This is a genomic window from Polynucleobacter sp. AM-7D1 (assembly GCF_018688455.1).
Taxonomy (GTDB): Bacteria; Pseudomonadota; Gammaproteobacteria; order Burkholderiales; family Burkholderiaceae; genus Polynucleobacter.
The window spans coordinates 1,041,514-1,062,134 of record NZ_CP061319.1; the positions used below are offsets into that span (position 1 = coordinate 1,041,514).

Annotated in this window: 21 protein-coding genes and 1 tRNA gene; 7 read left to right on the forward strand and 15 right to left on the reverse strand. The window is 46.0% G+C overall.

Features of this window, described 5'->3' with window-relative positions:
- The first annotated feature begins 36 nt into the window (after positions 1-36).
- A complete protein-coding gene (argA, locus tag GQ359_RS05405) occupies positions 37-1,401 on the forward strand; it encodes an amino-acid N-acetyltransferase (protein ID WP_215385756.1) in 1,365 nt (454 codons plus the stop codon).
- 64 nt (positions 1,402-1,465) lie between these two features.
- Complete coding sequence (locus tag GQ359_RS05410) at positions 1,466-1,747, forward strand: oxidative damage protection protein (RefSeq protein WP_215300952.1); 282 nt, start codon at positions 1,466-1,468, stop codon at positions 1,745-1,747.
- Between the two features lie 10 nt (positions 1,748-1,757).
- Here the strand turns inward: GQ359_RS05410 and rpiA are convergent, their stop codons facing one another.
- Entirely contained in the window at positions 1,758-2,468 is a 711-nt protein-coding gene (gene rpiA / locus GQ359_RS05415; RefSeq protein WP_215385757.1) for a ribose-5-phosphate isomerase RpiA, read from the reverse strand.
- A 109-nt stretch (positions 2,469-2,577) separates the two neighbouring features.
- Here rpiA and tal point away from each other — a divergent pair, with 109 nt between their 5' ends.
- On the forward strand, positions 2,578-3,546 hold the full coding sequence (gene tal, locus GQ359_RS05420) for a transaldolase (RefSeq protein WP_215385758.1): 969 nt from the start codon (positions 2,578-2,580) through the stop codon (positions 3,544-3,546).
- 9 nt (positions 3,547-3,555) lie between these two features.
- Positions 3,556-3,978 carry a thioredoxin TrxC gene (trxC, locus tag GQ359_RS05425; RefSeq protein WP_215385759.1) on the forward strand — a complete coding sequence of 141 codons (423 nt, stop codon included), beginning with the start codon at positions 3,556-3,558 and terminating at the stop codon, positions 3,976-3,978.
- A gap of 23 nt (positions 3,979-4,001) precedes the next feature.
- Here the strand turns inward: trxC and GQ359_RS05430 are convergent, their stop codons facing one another.
- The 3 genes from GQ359_RS05430 to rnr are packed head-to-tail and all read right to left on the reverse strand — an operon-like array spanning position 4,002 to position 7,418.
- Positions 4,002-4,187, reverse strand: a complete 186-nt coding sequence (locus GQ359_RS05430) for a DUF2892 domain-containing protein (protein WP_215333298.1) — start codon at positions 4,185-4,187, stop codon at positions 4,002-4,004.
- Between the two features lie 34 nt (positions 4,188-4,221).
- Positions 4,222-4,977, reverse strand: coding sequence for a 23S rRNA (guanosine(2251)-2'-O)-methyltransferase RlmB (gene rlmB / locus GQ359_RS05435; RefSeq protein ID WP_215385760.1), 756 nt, complete (start codon positions 4,975-4,977; stop codon positions 4,222-4,224).
- Between the two features lie 29 nt (positions 4,978-5,006).
- Positions 5,007-7,418, reverse strand: coding sequence for a ribonuclease R (gene rnr, locus GQ359_RS05440; RefSeq protein WP_215385761.1), 2,412 nt, complete (start codon positions 7,416-7,418; stop codon positions 5,007-5,009).
- A 143-nt stretch (positions 7,419-7,561) separates the two neighbouring features.
- Between rnr and GQ359_RS05445 the strand changes: the two genes are divergently transcribed.
- Positions 7,562-7,648, forward strand: a tRNA-Leu gene (locus GQ359_RS05445).
- A gap of 54 nt (positions 7,649-7,702) precedes the next feature.
- Here the strand turns inward: GQ359_RS05445 and GQ359_RS05450 are convergent.
- Genes GQ359_RS05450 through GQ359_RS05460 form a run of 3 tightly spaced genes read right to left on the reverse strand, consistent with a single transcriptional unit; the run spans position 7,703 to position 10,247 of the window.
- A complete protein-coding gene (locus GQ359_RS05450; RefSeq protein ID WP_215385762.1) occupies positions 7,703-8,200 on the reverse strand; it encodes a hypothetical protein in 498 nt (165 codons plus the stop codon).
- 57 nt (positions 8,201-8,257) lie between these two features.
- Positions 8,258-8,947 carry a dienelactone hydrolase family protein gene (locus GQ359_RS05455; RefSeq protein ID WP_215385763.1) on the reverse strand — a complete coding sequence of 230 codons (690 nt, stop codon included), beginning with the start codon at positions 8,945-8,947 and terminating at the stop codon, positions 8,258-8,260.
- Between the two features lie 37 nt (positions 8,948-8,984).
- Positions 8,985-10,247 carry an MFS transporter gene (locus GQ359_RS05460; RefSeq protein WP_251367836.1) on the reverse strand — a complete coding sequence of 421 codons (1,263 nt, stop codon included), beginning with the start codon at positions 10,245-10,247 and terminating at the stop codon, positions 8,985-8,987.
- Positions 10,248-10,295: 48 nt separating this feature from the next.
- On the opposite strand from GQ359_RS05460, the gene GQ359_RS05465 reads away from it, so the two are divergent.
- Together GQ359_RS05465 and GQ359_RS05470 are read left to right on the forward strand one after the other, a co-directional pair.
- On the forward strand, positions 10,296-10,790 hold the full coding sequence (locus GQ359_RS05465; RefSeq protein WP_215385764.1) for a hypothetical protein: 495 nt from the start codon (positions 10,296-10,298) through the stop codon (positions 10,788-10,790).
- Positions 10,791-10,863: 73 nt separating this feature from the next.
- The gene (locus GQ359_RS05470; protein ID WP_215385765.1) at positions 10,864-11,019 is read left to right on the forward strand and encodes a hypothetical protein; all 156 of its coding nucleotides are present in this window, start codon (positions 10,864-10,866) and stop codon (positions 11,017-11,019) included.
- A gap of 98 nt (positions 11,020-11,117) precedes the next feature.
- Here the strand turns inward: GQ359_RS05470 and GQ359_RS05475 are convergent, their stop codons facing one another.
- The 8 genes from GQ359_RS05475 to hfq form a co-directional block, all read right to left on the reverse strand.
- On the reverse strand, positions 11,118-11,621 hold the full coding sequence (locus GQ359_RS05475; RefSeq protein ID WP_215385766.1) for a hypothetical protein: 504 nt from the start codon (positions 11,619-11,621) through the stop codon (positions 11,118-11,120).
- Positions 11,622-11,716: 95 nt separating this feature from the next.
- Positions 11,717-13,930, reverse strand: coding sequence for a malate synthase G (locus GQ359_RS05480; RefSeq protein WP_215385767.1), 2,214 nt, complete (start codon positions 13,928-13,930; stop codon positions 11,717-11,719).
- Between the two features lie 59 nt (positions 13,931-13,989).
- Positions 13,990-15,330, reverse strand: coding sequence for an adenylosuccinate synthase (locus GQ359_RS05485; protein WP_215385768.1), 1,341 nt, complete (start codon positions 15,328-15,330; stop codon positions 13,990-13,992).
- A gap of 49 nt (positions 15,331-15,379) precedes the next feature.
- A complete protein-coding gene (locus GQ359_RS05490; protein ID WP_215385769.1) occupies positions 15,380-16,543 on the reverse strand; it encodes an ATP phosphoribosyltransferase regulatory subunit in 1,164 nt (387 codons plus the stop codon).
- An 18-nt stretch (positions 16,544-16,561) separates the two neighbouring features.
- Positions 16,562-17,434: a protease modulator HflC gene (gene hflC, locus GQ359_RS05495; RefSeq protein ID WP_215385770.1), complete on the reverse strand. Its 873-nt coding sequence runs from the start codon at positions 17,432-17,434 to the stop codon at positions 16,562-16,564.
- Positions 17,434-18,936 (reverse strand): FtsH protease activity modulator HflK, encoded by a 1,503-nt coding sequence (gene hflK, locus GQ359_RS05500; protein WP_215385771.1) that lies wholly within the window; start codon positions 18,934-18,936, stop codon positions 17,434-17,436. Before hflK ends, hflC begins: the two co-directional genes overlap by 1 nt.
- Positions 18,929-20,230, reverse strand: a complete 1,302-nt coding sequence (hflX, locus tag GQ359_RS05505; protein ID WP_256442500.1) for a GTPase HflX — start codon at positions 20,228-20,230, stop codon at positions 18,929-18,931. Before hflX ends, hflK begins: the two co-directional genes overlap by 8 nt.
- Complete coding sequence (gene hfq, locus GQ359_RS05510; RefSeq protein WP_062308972.1) at positions 20,163-20,405, reverse strand: RNA chaperone Hfq; 243 nt, start codon at positions 20,403-20,405, stop codon at positions 20,163-20,165. Before hfq ends, hflX begins: the two co-directional genes overlap by 68 nt.
- Positions 20,406-20,621: the final 216 nt, after the last annotated feature.

A 20,621-nucleotide genomic window follows, 5' to 3' on the forward strand; every position in this document is an offset into this window, starting at 1 on the left:
GGTTTATAGGCTCTTGCACCCTATAATTTTCTCACTATGCCAACAAATGCACCAAACCCCGGCTCAAACGCCGAAGAATCAAGCTCCAACTTTCCTTTTGTAGGATGGCTGCGTGATGTTGCGCCCTATATCCATAGCTTCCGCGAGAAGACCTTTGTTATTGCTTTTGCTGGTGAACTTGCCCAAGAAATTGGCCTTGAGAATCTGATAGAAGATATCGCAATGTTGCATGCCATGGGAATGCGCATTGTTTTAGTTCACGGCATTCGCCCTCAAATTGAAGAGCAGCTCATGCTCCGGAACATCAAGAGTCAGTTCGGCAAGAGCACGATGCATAGCTATCGCATCACGGATGCCGCAGCCTTGGAATGCGTCAAAGAAGCTGCTGGTGAATTACGCCTCGATATTGAAGCAGCATTTAGTCGTGGCTTGCCCAATACTCCGATGGCAGGATCACGCATTTCAGTGATCTCAGGAAACTTTATTACCGCCATGCCTGTGGGCGTGGTTGAAGGTATTGATTACATTCATACCGGATTGGTTCGTAAGGTGGACTCCACTTCAATCAAACTATCACTTGATAGCAACAAAATTGTGTTGCTATCACCGCTGGGCTTCTCGCCAACAGGGCAAGCTTTTAATCTTGCCTTTGAAGATGTAGCGGCTTCTACTGCTGCTGCACTCAAAGCAGATAAATTAATATTCCTTAGCCCCTACGCTGGTCTTAAAGATGAGGAAGGTGATTACATTACCGAACTCTCGATGCCGCAGCTACAAGAATATGTAGCCGAGCATCCTAATCTTGATCTAGGGATGAAGAGCTTACTTAATATTTCAGGTAGAGCCATTCGTGCTGGCGTGAGTCGCGTGCACTTCTTACCTTGCAATCGTGATGGCGCACTCTTAGAGGAGCTCTTTACCCACGATGGTATTGGCATGATGCTAGCTTCATCCGATATTGAGAATTTACGCGAAGCGAATCAAGATGACGTTGGTGGCATATTGCAACTTACTAGCCCGCTTGAAGAAGAAGGTATTTTGGCTGCCCGCGGACAAGATGTGATTGAGCGTGACATTCAGCGCTTCTCGGTGATTGAGCATGATCGCGTGCTCTTTGGATGTGCCGCCCTCTTCCCCTTCCCCAATGGCGTAGGCGAACTTGCTTGCCTCGCAGTCGATCCTGATGTTCAGGGCTCAGGCGATGGAGAACGTTTACTGAAGCGCGTTGAAATGCGGGCAAAGCGTGAAGGCATTAAAAAACTTTTCGTTTTAACCACCAGAACAGAGCATTGGTTTCTAAAGCGTGGCTTTAAGCGCGCCTCTGTTGACGATCTTCCAGAAGAGAGAAAGCAAATTTACAACTGGGATCGCAAGTCCATGGTTCTCACCAAAGATCTATGAGTTTCATAACTTTCTTTGGTATACATTTTTTTATTTAGTACATCGTATTTGAAAGGCATTACAAATGGCACGCATGGTTCAATGCATCAAACTCAATAAAGAAGCTGAAGGTATGGACTTTGCTCCACTGCCAGGCGAGCTAGGCAAAAAGATTTGGAACCAAGTTTCTAAAGAAGCTTGGGCGGCTTGGTTAAAGCAACAAACCATGTTGATTAATGAGAATCGCCTCAATATGGCCGATCCTCGTGCTCGTCAATATTTGCTCAAACAAGTTGAAAAATACTTCTTTGAGGGTGGTGCTGATACTGCTCAGGGCTATGTACCGCCAGCAGATGAGTCTAAATAATTCATTTAGGCTACAAAACTAGACGGCTTACGCCTGACGCATTGCTCACCAGCAAAATATCGGCTTTCTCTTTGGCAAAGAGACCCACAGTAATCACGCCAGCAATTTGATTAATTTGCGCCTCTAGCGCGAGTGGATTGGTGATCTTTAAGCCAGCAATATCTAAAATCCAGCCACCGTTATCCGTCACAAAAGGCTGGCTTGGCGTCTGCCCTAAGTCAGCACGAGTTTCTTTTGCCATCCTGAGCGAGACTGAACCGCCTAACTTAAGCAACTCTTGAGTAACGATAGCTTTGGATAAAGGAATGATCTCCACCGGCAATGCGAAGCTTCCCAAGACTGGGACTTGTTTAGATGAGTCGCAAATACAAATGAATTGCTTTGCCATCGAGGCAATAATCTTTTCGCGGGTCAAGGCACCGCCACCGCCCTTAATCATGTGACCAGCAGGATCGATCTCATCTGCGCCATCAACATAGGTGGGCAACTGATTCACATCATTCGGATCTAAAACCTTAAAACCATGCTTTAACAAGCGCTCAGTCGTAGCATTAGAACTAGATACCGTTCCTGCAAAATGCCCCTTATGCGGCGCCAAAGCATCAATAAAACAATTAGCGGTGGAGCCAGTCCCAACACCTATGATCTGGCCAGCTGGCAACTTCAAAACCTCATCCCGCGCTGCTTCACCCACCAATTGCTTTAGTTGATCTTGATTCATGATCTTGCCCGATATCCTTATCTAAACTGGAACAGCCTTATTTATGCATCTATCATATGATATTCAATCTGCTTTACTGATTAATTAAATAAGAACATTCAAGATCCTTATGACCACTTCCCTCACCGCGCTTAGCCAACTAAAGCAACTGACAACGGTCGTAGCCGATACCGGCGACTTTGAGCGCATGCAGGAATACCAGCCCCAAGATGCAACAACCAATCCATCCCTGATACTCAAGGCGGCACAGCAAGCCAACTATCAGGCCTTGGTAAATCAAGTTAAATCAGCCCACCCTGGTATGAAACCAGTCGATTTAGTCGACCACATCCTAGTGGCTTTTGGCCTTGAGATTTTAAAGATTGTTCCAGGACGGGTTTCAACTGAAGTAGATGCCCGCCTCTCTTTTGATACTCAGGCAACCATTAACAAAGCACGGCATCTTATTGCACTGTATGAATCTCACGGGATCGATCGTCAGCGCGTCTTAATCAAACTAGCAGGTACCTGGGAAGGCATTCAGGCGGCTAAAGCTTTGGAAGCCGAGGGCATTCACTGCAATATGACGCTGCTTTTTTCTTTGGTGCAAGCTGCCGCTTGTGGTGCAGTGAATGCTAAATTGATTTCACCATTTGTAGGGCGTATTACCGATTGGTACAAAGCCAAACTGGGTAGCAGCTGGAGTGATATAAATAATGGCGGTTCGAATGATCCTGGCGTTACCTCAGTCAAGCGCATATTCCACTATTACAAGCACTTTGGCATCTCCACTGAAATCATGGGAGCCAGCTTTCGCAACACTAGCCAAATCTTAGAACTTGCTGGGTGTGATTTACTCACAATTAGCCCAGAGCTTTTGGGTGATCTTCAGAACAGCGCGACAGCGGTTAAGAAGAAGCTCAATTCGAGCAATGCAGCAAGCGCTCTTGCTAGCGAAAATATCTCAGCCCTCAAGTTAGATCAGTCAAACTTTAGATTGCAATTGAATAATGATGCCATGGCCACAGAAAAGCTTGCAGAAGGTATACGAAATTTCTGTATCGATACTGAAAAACTAGAGATCTTATTAAGTAGCTGAGGAGTCAAGATGATTATTCATTGCCCACATTGCAATAAAGCAAATCGCGTCCCTGCCGAGAAACTTAAGCAGACCCCTGTTTGTGGAGTCTGCAAACAAGAACTCCTGTCACTCCCCATCAATGCCACTGCGGCAAACTTCAGCGAACTAGTGACTCAGTCAACAATACCGGTAATAGTCGACTTTTGGGCACCATGGTGTGGTCCATGCAAGATGTTTGGTCCTACCTTTCAGGCAAGCGCTATTGCTCACGCAAATCAGGTCTTGTTTGTCAAAGTCAATACCGAGGCAGAACAAATGCTCGGATCGCAATGGAATATCCGCTCAATACCAACGCTAGCGGGATTTAAAAACGGCAAAGAAGTGCATCGCATTAGTGGAGCACTACCGCCAGCTCAATTAGAGCAATTCATTCAGCAACTAATTGCTTAATTTTTTGCTAATCAACTACCAAATTACTTCTTAGCGGTATTGATACCCAAAATACTGTAAGCAGGGCAATTTCCCATCATCCCAGTCAGCAAAGGGATGACGCCGATCCAAGCCCAGGGGCCAGTAATTCCAAAGCCTGCAAGCCCCATCAGGGTGACGCCAACAGTCATTCGTAGAACGCGGTCAGTATGTCCAATATTGCATTTCATAGAAGCCTCTTGAGTAAATTGATGGATTTACTACTTATTTAGACTCTTTAGCCAAGCGTTGTCTTAGTGCTTCGTACAAGCATACGCCACTCGCAACAGAAACATTCAAGCTCTCCACTACACCCTTCATTGGGATACGCACCAACTCGTCACAAGTCTCACGCGTTAAGCGCCTCATGCCCTCACCCTCTGCACCCATGACAATGCCAATAGGACCAGTGAGATCCAGATCGTAAATAGATTTTTCTGCCTCATCGTCAGTGCCAATTAACCAAACGCCCGCCTCTTGCATTTCTTTCATGCTGCGTACTAAGTTGGTAACGGTAATCACTGGCATTACTTCAGAAGCGCCACTCGATACCTTACTCACAGTCGCATTAATAGAGGCCGAGCGATCTTTAGGGATCACTACAGCATCAACACCAGCGCCATCAGCAACACGTAAACATGCACCGAAATTATGGGGATCAGTTACTCCGTCCAATACCAAGAACATTACCTTACTTTGATTACTCTCCGCATCTTCAACCACCTCGGTAATGGTTCTGGCGATGGTCATCTTCTCTGCTAAAGCTACTACACCTTGATGGCGATCATGACCAGCGAGTTTGTGAAGACGTTCAGAATCGGCTGCATGCAATCTTTCACCCAAAATCTCTTCAGCTTGTTTAAGAAAATCACCCATACGACGGTCACGACGGCTAGGATCAAAATAAACTGACTTCAGACTTGCGGCATCAACTCGCAAACGCGCTTGCACTGCATGAAAACCTACCAATATTTGCTTCATCTTTACTTATCTCGATTCTGTATTACCCATTATTTGCGACGCGCTTTAGTACTGCGGACAGGTGGTTTAGTACCAGCAGGCTTACCGGCAGGTCTAGTTGGTTTACCGGACTTACCTGACTTGGCAACTTTACTGGCCGCTCTTCCAGCCTGATTCTTGGACTGATTGGCACCCAGATTACCGGCAGACTTTGCAGCATTCACATTAATTCCAGAATGCTTCTGTGGCTCTTTACTGCCAGGGCGACCCTTCTTTGGGGATGCCTTTTTATTAGGCCTGCCAGTATCGCTAGCTAAAATAATTTGACGGCGATTCGTTGTACCACCTGGCTCTAGACCAACAGACTTCACCAAACTAAATTCAATCTTGCGGGCGTCAAGATCAACGCGGCTGACTAAGACATGCACACGATCACCTAAGCGATAGCGGATACCCGTTCTCTCGCCACGCAGCTCTTGTCGGGCTTCGTCATACTGAAAGTAATCGCCACCTAATTCTGTGACATGAATCATGCCCTCAACAAAGAGATTTTCTAGCTGCACAAATAAACCAAAAGAAGCTACGCCAGTAACGGTGCCAGCATACTCTTGACCCAAATGATCTCGCATGTAATAACACTTGAGCCATGCTTCGACATCACGAGATGCTTCATCTGCACGACGCTCGTTAGATGAGCAATGGACACCCAGCTGGCCCCAAATAGGCAAGGCGGCATTCGCACCCTTGGGTAATTTAGGCAAGCGCGTACCTTTAGCAGCAGCTTCCTTCGCATCACTGTGAGACTTCTTGGCATTAACTGCATTTTCACGACCCTTACCCTTGCGTGGCAAAGTCAGGTTGAGCGGGACGGTTGGCGGCAATACAGGTGTGTATGGCTTCTTGGCCAGAATCGCTTTAATAACTCGATGAGTCAATAGATCGGGGTAACGACGAATCGGGCTAGTGAAATGCGAGTACGCTGGATAGGCAAGTCCAAAATGACCTTCGTTATCAGGCTGATACATTGCCTGTTGCATCGACCGCAAAACAACCGACTGAAGCATATTGGCATCAGGACGCTCTTTGATTTCGCGCATGAGCTTGGCATAGTCTTTTGGCTTTGGCTTTTCACCACCACCCAATGACAAACCAGAGGTACGCAATACTTGGCGCAAGGTGACTAACTTTTCTTCAGAAGGTTCGCCGTGAACACGATACAAACTGAGATGCTTATTCTGATCAATAAAATCTGCTGCACAGACGTTAGCTGTCAACATGCACTCTTCAATGAGGCGATGCGCATCATTGCGCAAACGCGGCTCAATACGCAGAATCTTACCCAGCTCATTACTAATGATTTGGGTTTCAGTGGTTTCAAATTCGATAGCGCCCCGTTTTTGACGAGCATCTAACAAAATTTTGTATAGCGAATAGAGATTGGTGAGTAACGGCCTGAACTCAGCAAAGCGGGTTGCTTCAGGACCCTTGCTATTAGAAAGAATCTCCCAAACTGTATCGTAGGTAAAACGCTGTGCAGAATGCATCACCGCTGGATAGAACTGATATGCCAACACCACTCCGTTGTTATCCACAACTGAGTCACACACCATACAGAGTCGATCAACACCAGGGTTCAAAGAACAAAGACCGTTAGAGATCTTCTCAGGCAGCATTGGTATTACCCGTCTCGGGAAATACACCGACGTTGCACGCAGAAGGCCTTCATCATCTAGAGGTTGGCCTGGCTTTACGTAATGGGATACATCAGCAATGGCAACAATCAGGCGCCAAGCCTTACTCTTGCCATACATCACTGGTTCGCAATACACCGCATCATCGAAGTCGCGAGCATCGGCACCATCGATTGTGACTAAAGGGACATCACGTAGATCAACTCGACCCTCAAGGTCGGATTGCTGAACTGTATCGGGCAAGGCAGCCGCTTCTTTTTTAACAGCAGCTGAAAACTCATGAGGGACGCCATACTTGCGAACGGCGATTTCAATTTCCATACCAGGGTCATCAATTTCGCCAAGCACTTCTACAACGCGTCCAACAGCTTGACGATAACTATCTGGATAGTCAATGATCTCAACGCTGACTACTTGACCCAATTTGGCATTACCCTGACCCTTTGGTGGAATCAGAATATCGTGGCCAATACGCTTATCTTCTGGCGCAACAATCAAAACACCATTCTCATTTAAGAGACGACCGATGACGACTTTATTAGCGTGCAGAATCACATCAACGATCTGACCCTCTGGTCGACCACGACGATCTGTTCCTAATACTCTGACATTGACCCTATCACCGTGCATAACGCGGGACATTTCTCTTTCAGAAAGAAAAATATCTTCTCCACCATCATCCGGTATTACAAATCCAAATCCATCTCGGTGACCTTGGACTGTACCTAAGCGGTCAGCCTCTCGTGGCACCAAGTTTTTTGCTTTACGCATTTAATTCCTTCGGCAATTCATGCCTTATATATCAATCATTATTCTTGCTTAGGCTACTGTATCAAACCACTAAGTCTGAAGGGAAAAAGCCAAAAGGGGTTAGAAGGTAGGCCAAAAGGCACATACCTTTATAATAACGGCATGCCCAGGTGGCGAAATTGGTAGACGCACCAGCTTCAGGTGCTGGCGATCGTAAGGTTGTGGGGGTTCGAGTCCCTTCCTGGGCACCAAATACTCCTACAAAGACCTATATGGGGACTAAACAACCTCTTTTCAATAGGCGACTAAATTCCCATGGTCCTATGCAAGATCTTGGGCTTCATCTCTTCCCAAAGACTTTCAAACTCCTCCGCCCTATCTTCCGATAGCTCAATAGGCTTAAAGAGGCCGCTGAAGAAGATAGTTTTTTTAGGCGCCAAGGTCTTCTCAAACTCACTGAGTCCAACCGGCTTATCGTCAATATCCCGCGTCAACTGGGCTGAGCATACAATGGCCTCATTATCGTCTTGATCAATAACGGCAAACTCGATCAGCTGTTGATTTTTCTCCAGGATGACCAAGGTTCCTCGCGCATAGCAGACCGCCTCGTGCTCTTGAACGATATAAGCCAAAAACTGATCTTCCTCCGTCTTCTCCATACGCAGATCATCTATAAAGAAGAGGTATTGATCCCCCGCTCCATTTACTAAGGTAAACACCTTGGGGATGACGCCATGGGCCAGAGCGAGATTTCGGTAATACGAAGAAATTTCAACAGCGAGGTTTTCAGCAAAAAGATGCATTAGAAATTGAGATCAAGAAGATTATTGGGTGGAGATTTTTACAAGCCCTTGCGAGGACTAATCATTGCCTAGTGTATTTTTTAAGAATGTCATAGTGCGTTCCCAGGCTAATTCAGCAGCATCGGAGTTGTATTGCAATGGTGGTAGACCTCTTGAGTCTGATTTAGGATTTGCGAAGGCATGTTTAGTGTCATAGCGCTGAAAGTCATAAGTAACTCCAGCAGCCTTTAGCTTTGCTTCAAGTTGATCAACGCCAGCAATCGAGAAAAATTCATCATGAAGAGCCCAGTGCGCCAACATTGGTTTTTTGATAGCCGATACATCAACATATTCTAGTGGCGGATAGCCGTACCAAACTACAGTTGCATCACATTCTGGAACGAGTCCGGCAGATAATACGGTGAGGGCTCCGCCCATACAAAAACCCGTAACAGCCACTTTGGCACTGCCAGTTGCTTTGAGATATTGAACGGCACCACGGATATCTTGACTGGCAGCATCGCCAAAATTCAAACCATTCATGAGGTGTTCTGCCTCATTCGCCTCTAAGGCCAACTTGCCACGATAGAGATCTGGCACCAAGGCGCGATAACCTGCTTTCGCCAAACGATTAGCGACATTCTTAATTTCATCATCCAAACCCCACCACTCCTGAATCACTACTACACCAGGAGCATTTTTTGGATCGGCGGGCTCAACAACATAAGCCTCCACTGAAGCGCCGTCAGGTCTTTGAAATGTAATCATGACTATCTCCAATCTCTCTTTTAAAAATGAATTAGGCTTACTTCGACTGTTTATCAGTATGAATATATCCCACTAACCAAAAGGTAAGCAAGCCGCACAGAGCTGCCCCATAACCAACCTGGTTGTAATGGTCCATCATCCCATCGGCACCAATAGTCACGACCATACCCGCCAAAACCGAGGCTAGGCCAGATGCAAGCATTTGCACTGAACCCACCAAACTCATAAAGGTGCCTCGGACTTTGGCTTCGACTACTTGACTCACAATCGCCATCGCCGGAATCATCCGCCCAGAAACCAGAACAAAAAAGGCAGTGGAGTTAATCAATACCACCCAAAGTGGGACCGGCATGAGATTGGTTGTAACGATCAATGGAATTAAGCTAATCACAGCGAGCACTCTAAATACCTTGACCTTGCCGTATTGGTCGGCCATATGGCCAATCACGCGAGAACTCATGAGTGTTGCAATCCCACCGCAAAGATAAATTAAGGAAATGTAAGAGTTATCAATACCAACATTGGCGGTCAAGTAGAGGGCGATATAGGGAATGACGGAAAATCCAGTCAACATAATGAGCGCCATAAAAACAAATGCTCGCAAGTGCTGATGGGCAAAGAAGATATTCCAGATTTGACTAAGTCGACTACCTTCGTGAGTCTGACCAAGATGTCCTGTGATCTTAGGAATATTGCGATAGCCGACATACAAAATAAGGCTGGATATCAAAGCAATAAAGATAAATGGCGCACGCCAACCTAAAGAAGGAATGTTGTTGGCTAAAAATAAACTGAGCGGAACACCAGCTACTGTCGATATTGAGAATGCTGACATTACAGTACCCAATGCCTTCCCCCTACGCTCAAATGGAATGGAATCAGCAACAATCGTTTGTACCAATGAGCCTAGGATACCCCCAAATGCTCCTGCGAAGGCTCGCGCAATAAAGAGTGAATGGTAATCGGGGGCCAAGCCACAAACTAAGGTCGCAATAATGAAACAGGCATACAAACTCAGTAGCAGTACTCTCCGTTCAAATCGATCAACGAAGTAAGTGGCAAAGATTCCAGCAATGGCAGCGGCAAATGTATAAGAGGACAGTAATAAACCGAACTCATGGGTATTGATATTGAGCTCACGAATAAATTCAGGACCCAAAGGCATCATGATCATGAAGTCCAGAATATGGGTGAACTGAATTCCGGCTAAAGAGAATAAGAAAAAACGTTCCTTTCTCTTTCCGCCTGGCATGTGATGCTCGGTCAAGGGTTTCTTTACATGATATTGAGGATGTGCCATTATCAACCCACCAAGAAATCATTGCCCAAGCTCACTCAATATAAGCCCATGAACGATTTTATTAATACCCTAAACGCTTTTCATTTTGCACTTCTAGCGCGGGATACTGCTTGGGGAATCGCCTGTTTGATTGCCATTCTGATATTCCATGGCAGCGCCATTAACCATGTCTATATGCGCTTTGAGCGCCTCACTCGCAAAAATCTAGAAGCACATCAATACAACCGTGTTTTCTTTCATTTCTATGTAACCTTCTTATTTCTTGCCTTAATTCACGTATTAGAAATTCTCTTTTGGGCAATCTTTATTATTTGCCTTGGAATCATGGCAAATCCTGTTGCCGCAGTTCTTTTTGCAGGCAGCTGCTATACAACCGTAGGTTTTGAGTCAGATACATTGATTAATGGCTGGAAGAGCTTCGCCTTCTTTATTTCGCTCAGCGGCCTCTTTTCATTGGCGTGGACCACTTCAATCATGATTGGCATGACTACTGCCTATAAGAATGCTTGGGACCAGAAGTACCGTCACACCAGCATCTATTAAAACAATCTGAATTAATTGCTGCAATGCAAGATGATCGGGTGTATCATTAGGGTTAACCCTTAAGGAGCTCACCATGGCACATGCAAAATCAGTACAGCTTCATCAAGCACCAACTATTAGCTTTAAGCCTTTATTAGCAATTAAGGGCTACCTAGCCATATTGCTAGCAGCATTTGTAGAAGCTAAAGCAATGGAACTGAAATCACGCAAAACTAGTGGAAATTGGTAATTTATTGCTAATTTAGCCTGTTTTTAGGCCTTTTTTGGTCTTTTTTAAGAAATATGCCTCTGAATCTTCAGAGGCTTTTTCTTTTTCAGCCCTAATGGTTAGCGCTTAATGTAATAACCATAGACACAGCGAGAACCTCCTCGAGATGGATTATGCGTGTCGTAAATAACGCCATCAATTACGGCACTTAAGTGCTTAGAAACCTTCACTATTAATCTACCTTCAACTAGCTCATTAGCTAGTAAATGCACCTGGCAGCCAGCCCCAATCTTCATGGTCGGAACCCATTCAAAGCCATGACCTAGAATGTAGTCATGAAAGACATTGCGATGATTACCATTGCGAGGTGAAGAACCCTTCTCGGCAAGCCTTCTGGCCAACTTATCATTTCGCTGCTCCGCATAGGTTGCATTAGCAATACGAAGGTCTTCATAGACTTGCATATAAGGCAACTCTGCAGCAATGGCGATGGCACGGACAACACAGTCGCCAGCTCCACCTTTAAAGCCTGCTGCCTCCCTACCCCCATCATTAAATTGAAACCCCAGCGCTTCCCCACGTGCTGTAGCACGTCTAGCAAAGGGATTTAAAAAGCTAAACATAGAGCGATAAAGGGATTAAATAATTAGCCAGTAAAAAGAAAAATGGACTTGCCTTTCGACAAATCCATTTCGCTCATGAGACCAAGAAATAAAGATTAAGCGTGAGCCTTCTTCACCTCTAAGCGCCATGCATGAAGCAAAGGCTCGGTATAGCCATTAGGCTGCTCTAGACCTTTGAAAATAAGATCACTTGCAGCTTTATAAGCATAAGAGTCTTTGTAATTTGGCATCATCGGCTTATACAAAGGATCGCCAGCATTTTGACCATCAACTACTTTAGCCATACGCTGCAAAGACTCATTCACCTGATCTTCGGTAACAATGCCATGCAATAGCCAGTTGGCAATATGCTGACTAGAGATACGCAAAGTTGCACGATCTTCCATCAAACCTACGTTATGAATATCTGGTACTTTAGAGCAACCAACACCTTGGTCAATCCAACGCACCACATAACCCAAGATACCTTGGCAATTGTTATCCAACTCTTGCTGAATTTCTTCTTTAGACCAGTTGGCTTTTTCCACTACCGGAATGGTCAACAAATCATTGATCAAGGCTTCAGCTTCAGCAGCCGTATCTAACTGCTCCATCTCTTTTTGCAGTTGAGCGACATTCACCTGGTGGTAATGCAAGGCATGCAATGTTGCTGCAGTAGGTGAAGGCACCCAAGCCGTATTTGCACCTGCCTTTGGATGAACAATCTTTTGCTCAACCATAGCTTTCATCAGATCTGGCATTGCCCACATACCCTTACCGATTTGAGCGCGACCACGCAAGCCACAATCTAAACCAGCCAGAACGTTACGACGCTCATAAGCTGACAGCCACTTACTGGTCTTCATATCGCCCTTGCGCATCATTGGACCTGCATGCATTGCTGTATGCATTTCGTCACCAGTGCGGTCCAGGAAGCCAGTATTAATAAAGGCTACGCGAGCACCAGCAGCTGCAATTGCAGCCTTGATATTGGCGCTCATGCGACGCTCTTCATCCATGATGCCAAGCTTCACAGTATCCGCGGGCAAGCCCAGCAACTTCTCAACGCGACCAAAGAGCTCACCAGCAAAAGCAACCTCTTCTGGACTATGCATTTTTGGCTTAACAATATAGACAGAACCTTTACGAGTATTGCCAATTGCCTGAGTAGCTGGACGCTTGATATCGTACAAAGCAATTAATACAGTCACGACTGCATCCAAGATACCTTCGTAGATCTCTTTACCATCACCAGTAATGATGGCTGGATTAGTCATTAGGTGGCCAACGTTACGAAGGAACAATAAAGAACGGCCATGCAAAGTCACTACACCGTCTTTAGCATCCACTGCGCCAATGCCTGCCTTGTATTGACGATCTGGATTGAGGGTGCGAGTGAAAGTTTTCCCACCTTTGCTAACTTCTTCAACCAAAGTGCCTTTGAGAATGCCTAACCAATTCTCATAGGCCAACACTTTGTCATCGCCATCAACAGCAGCAATCGAATCTTCCAAGTCCAAAATAGTAGAGAGAGCGGCTTCAAGCACAACATCGTTAACGCCAGCAGCGTCGCTTGCGCCAATCGTTTTAGTCTTATCAATCTCGATATCAATATGCACACCGTTATTACGCAGGAGCACTGAAGAAGGTGAAGCAGCATCACCTTGATAGCCAACAAATTGCTTTTCATCAGCAAGGCCTGTTTTGCTGCCATCCTTCAGGCTAACTACTAACTTGTTGCCATCAACCGCATACTCAATAGCATCCGCATGTGAACCCTTAGCAAGAGGTGCTGATTGATCTAAAAACTTGCGGGCAAATGCAACGACCTTGGCACCACGAATCGGGTTATAGCCACCCGCCTTAGTTGCGCCGTCTTCTTCAGAGATAACGTCAGTACCATAGAGAGCGTCATATAAAGAGCCCCAACGTGCATTAGCGGCATTCAGCGCATAGCGGGCATTGAGCACTGGAACGACCAATTGCGGTCCAGCTTGAAGAGCCAACTCATCATCAACGTTCTTGGTAGTGCCAAGAACTTTTCCTGGCACTTCATCGAGATAGCCAATTTCCTTGAGATGCTTACGATAAGCAGGCATATCCTTAATCGGACCAGGATTGGCCTGATGCCATTTATCCAAGTCCACTTGCAAACGGTCACGCTTAGCAAGCAATGCCTCATTTTTTGGGCTTAGGTCTTTGACGATTTCGTCAAAACCTTTCCAAAAGTCTGCGCTTTTAATACCTGTACCAGGCAAGACTTTATCTTCAATAAAGCGATATAAGGGTGTAGCCACTTGAAGGCTATTACATTGTGTACGTGCAGTCATATCAAAACCTCAAAACAAATATGTAAATTAAATATACAAACGTTAATTAAAAACTCTTATTAACCCTTGAATGGATGTTGTAGAAGAATCGTTTCATCGCGTTCCGGTCCTGTTGAGACCATAGCGATCGGCTTTCCTGCAACTTCTTCGATACGACGCAGGAACTTCTGTGCCTCTATTGGGAGTTTGTCCCATTCACGAATACCAAAAGTAGTTCCCTTCCAGCCTGGGAAATCCTCATAAATCGGTTCACAGCGCGCAACGGCTTCAGCGCCGCGCGGCAATACATCTAATGTTTGACCATCCAGCTTGTAACCAACACAAAGGCGAATAGTCTCAAAGCCATCTAATACGTCCAACTTGGTGATACACAGGCCAGACAAGCCATTAATCTGAATGGATCGCTTGAGTGCGGCAGCATCTAACCAACCAGTCCGGCGTGGGCGACCAGTAACAGAACCAAACTCTTTGCCGACTTCAGCTAAACGAACGCCAACAGGATCTTGTTTAGCGGGATTATCAAAGTCATACAACTCGCTTGGGAATGGACCAGCACCAACTCGGGTGCAGTAAGCCTTAGTAATACCTAAAATATATTGCAAAGAATCTGGACCAACGCCAGAGCCAGCTGCTGCATTACCTGCTACGCAGTTGCTTGAAGTGACGTATGGATAAGTACCATGATCAATGTCGAGCAAAGTGCCTTGTGCACCTTCGAACAATAAATTTTGACCTGCCTGCTCTGCTGCATATAAAGCACTAGAGACATCAACTACCATCGGCTTAATGCGCTCGGCATAAGACATGGCCTCTTCTAAAGTTTTTTGGAAATCAACTGGCTCAGCACCGTAGTAATTTGTGAGCATGAAGTTGTGATATTCCAAGTTCTCACGCAATTGCGCGGCAAACTTTTCTGGGTAAAACAAATCTTGAACTCGTAAGGCGCGACGAGCGACTTTATCTTCATAAGCTGGTCCGATTCCACGACCCGTTGTGCCTATCTTGGCATCGCCGCGTTTTTTCTCACGCGCATGATCAATCGCAACGTGATACGGAAGAATTAATGTCGTTGCCTCAGAAATCTTCAAACGGGATTGAACATCCAGCCCAGCAGCTTCTAGCTCGCCGATTTCTTTAAAGAGCGCCTCTGGAGAAAGCACTACACCATTACCAATGTAGCAAATCACATTTTTGTGCATGATTCCAGATGGGATCAAACGCAGAATAGTTTTCTTGTCTCCAATGATCAAGGTGTGACCAGCATTATGTCCACCCTGAAAACGTACAACCGCTTGAGCATGATCAGTTAACCAATCCACTACTTTGCCCTTGCCCTCATCACCCCACTGGGTGCCGATGACAACGACGTTACGACCATGAGCTTGTTGCTTTGAAGACATAATAAAATCCAAAAGATAATTACAGAATGAATGCGTTATTAATGAGGCTTTACTTCGTTTTTACTTCCCATGAACTGCCCTGCTTTACCAGCTCTCGATCACAAATATATTCAGCGGTTTCGACAGCATCACCAGCCATTGCTTGAATCACCACTTCACCAGTGAGTCGCAATTCAGCGATCTTGCTGGCTAAGCCAGCATCCAAAATCCAAGGCGCTACGATGGCAGACCGTTGTTTTGCCAAAGGCGCGAGATTAGCCAAAGTCAATAGATCAAGAGAAAAGCCAGTGGCAGGACGTGGGCGCCCAAATGCTTGACCAACATAATCATATCTACCACCACGAGCGATTGGCTGCGGCAGTTTATCTACATAAGCTGCAAACATCACACCGCTGTGATACTGGTAACCACGTAAGTCTGCTAGATCAATACTGAGCTCAACATCCTTAAGAGATATAGCTGTTGCTTGCACCAGCTTTTCCAGCTGAGTCAATGCATCATCAATCAGTTGATGCTTTGGCAAAACATGTTTGGCGTTAGCTAATACTTGCGCACAAGGGCCATTCAATTCAGTCAGTGCCATTAAAGCTTCGGCTGATTGAGTGGGTAAGGATTTAGCCCAGATCGCTAAGCGTGAGCGATCCTTGCTTTGTAAGAGGCCATAAAGAGTTTCGATATCACTCTTATCCAAGTTTTGCCCATCCAAGATGCCTTCAAGGACTCCCGCATGCGAAAGGTCTAGATACACTTTATTTAGACCAGCGAGGGCTAAAGTCTGCAGAAGCAAAGTGACCGCCTCAAAATCAGCTTCCCATCCTGCGCAGCCATAAATTTCAGCGCCAATTTGCAACTCTTCACGAGCAGAACTACCGACGGGTGTACGAGCATGTGCAACGGAGCCCGCATAGCAAAGACGGGTTACACCTTGGCGATTCAATAAATGCGCATCAATCCGAGCAACTTGTGGAGTCATGTCAGCGCGCAGACCCAATGTACGACCAGACAGCTGATCGACCAACTTAAAAGTTTGTAAGTTGAGATCTGAACCAGTGCCAGTGAGCAGTGAATCTAAAAACTCCAGAATCGGAGGGGCAACAAGCTCATAGCCATAGGACTGATACAAATCGAGGATGGCACGACGCAGAGACTCTACTTTTCGAGCCTCAGCTGGTAAAACATCAGCAATATCTTCAGGAAGCAACCAACGATTCATAGTCCGAAATGTTCACTCTTAATTTTTTTTGTGCAGGAACTTGAAGAATTCACCATTAGGCTCGACCACCATGACATCCTTCTTATCCTTGAAGGAGCTGCGGTAAGCCTGAAGACTTTGGTAGAACTGTGCGAACTGTGGATCGCGTCCAAATGCCTCTGCATATAGCGAAGTGGCTTTTGCATCGCCAGAACCTTTAATCTTTTGCGCTTCACGATAAGCTTCGGCCAAAATGGTGTCACGCTGACGCTCAGCATTTGCTCGAATCTTGTCAGACTCTGCAGCACCAGTTGAACGTAGCTCGTTAGCAACGCGTTTACGCTCAGCTTCCATACGTCTGTATACAGAGTCGCTAATTTCAGCCAAGAGGTCAACACGCTTGAGTCGAACATCGACGATTTCAACACCAATATCAGAAGCGTCATCAGCTACTTTTTTACGGATTCCCTGCATCACTTGTTCACGTTGATCTGAGATGATTTCCCGGACTGTTCGCTTGGTGAACTCTTCGTTTAGCGCTGAACGTACTAATTGTGTAAGACGATCTTGCGCTAAACGTTCATCACCTTTAAAGCTAACGAAGAATTTACGAGGATCAACAATGCGCCATTTAACGTAAGAGTCAACTAAGAGGTTTTTCTTTTCAGAAGTAATAAAGCGCTCTGCTTCAGGTGTATCAATCGTCAAAATACGACGATCAAAAAAGCGTACATTTTCAAATGGTGCCGGGTACTTCAATTGCAGACCAGGCTGTTCAATCACCCTGACAATTTGCCCGAAAGCAAACACCACAGCAAAGTTGCGCTGATCTACGACAAAAATACTAGAGGCCAGCACATACCCGAGAGCAATCAGACCAGCGATAGCAGCTAAGAGACGATTTGCGTTCATTATCTTGCATCCCCTCTATCACGGCTTCTCAAGCCGTCGCGTTTTTCGGCAGCACCAATACTCGAAGCATTGCTCGAGCTTGGGCTAGTTACGTTGTTGCTAAATGGAGCGGCTGGGTTACCTGTCGCACCACCCACTGTTACTGATCCGGTAGGTGTAGAAGCTGATACCTGACCAGCAGCAACTTGTGCACTTTCAGCGCTGACTTGCGCAATGATCTTATCAAGCGGCAGATAGAGCATGCTGTTGCTCTTGGTGGTGTCCACCAGGACTTTAGAAACGTTGTTATACATCTCGCGCATGCTATCAATGTACATACGGTCACGAGTCACACCAGGTGCCTTTGCATATTCAGTCAAGACTTGCTTAAAGCGATTTGCATCACCCTCTGCAGTTGCAACCACCCTAGCCTTGTAACCTTCAGCCTCTTGAATAAGTCGATCAGCCGTACCTTTTGCACGAGGAATAATGTCGTTAGCGTATGCCTGCCCTTCGCTCTTGAGTCTCTCCTGGTCTTGCCCTGCTTTTACAGCATCGTCAAATGCTGCCTGCACTTGCTCTGGAGGCTGAACGTTTTGAACAGTCACACTAGTAACGTAGATACCAGTTTTATAGCTATCTAGAATTTTCTGTATCGAGGCCGCCAAATCAATCGCAATCTTTTCACGACCTTCGTATAAAACAGTATCCATCTTGCTACGCGCAACGATTTCACGGACTGCAGTTTCTGCAGCCTGGACCACAGTCATATCGGGATCACGATTATTAAATAAATAATCTGTTGGATCTTTTAAGCGGTACTGAACTGCAAAACGTACATCAATGATGTTTTCGTCTTCAGTCAGCATTGAGGTATCTTTTTGATTAGTTGCTTTAATCAAAATTGAACGCCCAACTTCTACAGAACGCACCCCTGAGACATTTACAGTTTGCTCAGCCTGGACAGGCCAAGGCATGCGCCAGTTAATACCAGGGCCAGACGTGTAAGAGTACTTTCCGAAGGTAGTCACTACCCCAGACTGACCCTCTTGGATCATGTAAAAACCACTCAAAAGCCACATCAATCCCACGCCACCAGCAACCAGAATCAAGCTTGCTCTTGAACCAAAGGGATTGCTGAAGTTGAAGTTAGGTGCACTCATGCCACCACCACCGTTATTGCCACCGCCATTACCGCGCTGGGATGGAGGTGGAATGTCGGTACTGTTTGGCTTATTTGCAGGCTTGCTTGAGCCGCCTGGCTTTTTCTTACCGCCAAATAAACTTCCTAGGCGGTCATTAAAGTCACGCCAAAGTTCATCTAAGTCTGGAGGGCCGTCTGGTCGTGCAGGCCGATTCTGCGGTTGAGTTTCAACAGGCTTATCCGCATCTGGCTTGGCCGGATCAACTTTAGGGTTTTGGTCGGAGCTTTGACCCTCTTTCGCATCTTTAGATCCACTGCCTGGGTGACTATTACCCCAGCCTGGATCATTGACCGAGAACAGCTCAAGAAATTTACGCATCGTTTGGTGAATATTTTCGGTTAGGAAGTGGGTTAAATTCGGAAGTCTCTGGTCGTTCGGGCAAAGGAGCTAAAAACTCGTCTGGATCCATTTGGACCTTAGCGCGATTCTGCTCGACCCTTATTCTATCAGTCATTTGAGAGCATTCAGCCAGCGCCGAGCGCAATAAATCAAGGCCAAGGCCAGTCTTGGCGGAAAGGAAAACCTGGCTCGGGATTCCCTCAGAATCACGGACCAAAACAGCCCCTTCCGTAAAGGTCTGGGGCATCTGGTCAATCTTGTTCATGACCTCAATTCGAGGGATGTCATCAGCCCCAATTTCTCGTAAAACCGCCTCTACTTCGGCCTTTTGCTCCCTAGCTACAGGGCTGCAGGCGTCGATAACATGCAAAATGAGGTCTGCATGGATAGTTTCATCTAAGGTAGCCCTGAAGGCCTCCACCAGCTGGTGGGGCAATTCCCGGATAAAACCCACTGTATCGGAGACCACAATAGAGCCCACTTCATCTAAATGGACTTTTCGGGAGGTGGTGTCGAGGGTCGCAAACAGCTGATCTGCCGCATATGTCCCTGCTTTTGTAAGGGCATTAAACAGTGTGGATTTACCCGCATTGGTGTAGCCAACTAGGGATACGGAAAAGACATCTTTACGATTGCGTGCCCTTCTTTGGGTTCTTTGCTGGCGCTGAAGCTTCTCAAGTTCTGTTTCTAGGCGCTTAGCCTTAGTTGCCAGCATCCGTCGATCAAGCTCCATCTGGGTTTCACCAGGACCGCCACGAACACCAATACCACCTCGTTGGCGCTCTAGGTGGCTCCAGGCTCGCACCAATCTAGACATGCGATAACGCACTTGGGCTAGCTCAACCTGAGTTTTACCAATATGGCTTTGTGCTCTTTGGCTAAAAATATCCAAAATCAGGCCTGTACGGTCCATGACATGAAAACCAATATGGCGCTCTAGATTACGTTGCTGTGTTGGAGATAAGGGATGATTAAAAATCACTAATTCAGCACCTTGCTCTTCCATCACTTTTTTGACTTCATTCGCTTTACCAGAGCCAATAAATAAAGCGGGATCAGTTTTACCCTTACGGGCAATCACGCTAGCAGTAGGTATAGAGCCGGCACTGTCTGCAAGAAGGCTGAGTTCAGCCATGCTGTCCGCAAAATCCTCGCGGCCTGTATCCACTCCAACCAAAACGGCTCGTGCCGCATCAACACCTGTTTTATACAGAGCCAACTTCTTCCGTACGGAACTCCACTGCACGGGCAGGGACGATTGTGGAGATGGCATGCTTGTAGACCATCTGCGTTACGGTATTACGCAAGAGCACTACATACTGATCAAATGATTCAATATTGCCTTGCAGTTTGATTCCGTTAACGAGATAGATGGATACAGGGACATGCTCTTTGCGCAAGGCATTGAGAAACGGATCCTGTAGTAATTGGATTTTGCTGTTATTCATACTGCTCCTTATTGATTTTTATTCGTTGCTTCTTTTTTTGGGAGTCTTGCTTTTTTATTTATTCGCTGCTTATTACTAGTTAGTGCTACTAACTGCGACTGTCTACCTCCAACATAAGGGGTCTGATATTCAAAAATCAAGCCCCCTAACTAAAATCTGGCTAAAACTTGGCTAAAACATACTTAAACCATAACAAAACTGTACCGCTATTTTTAA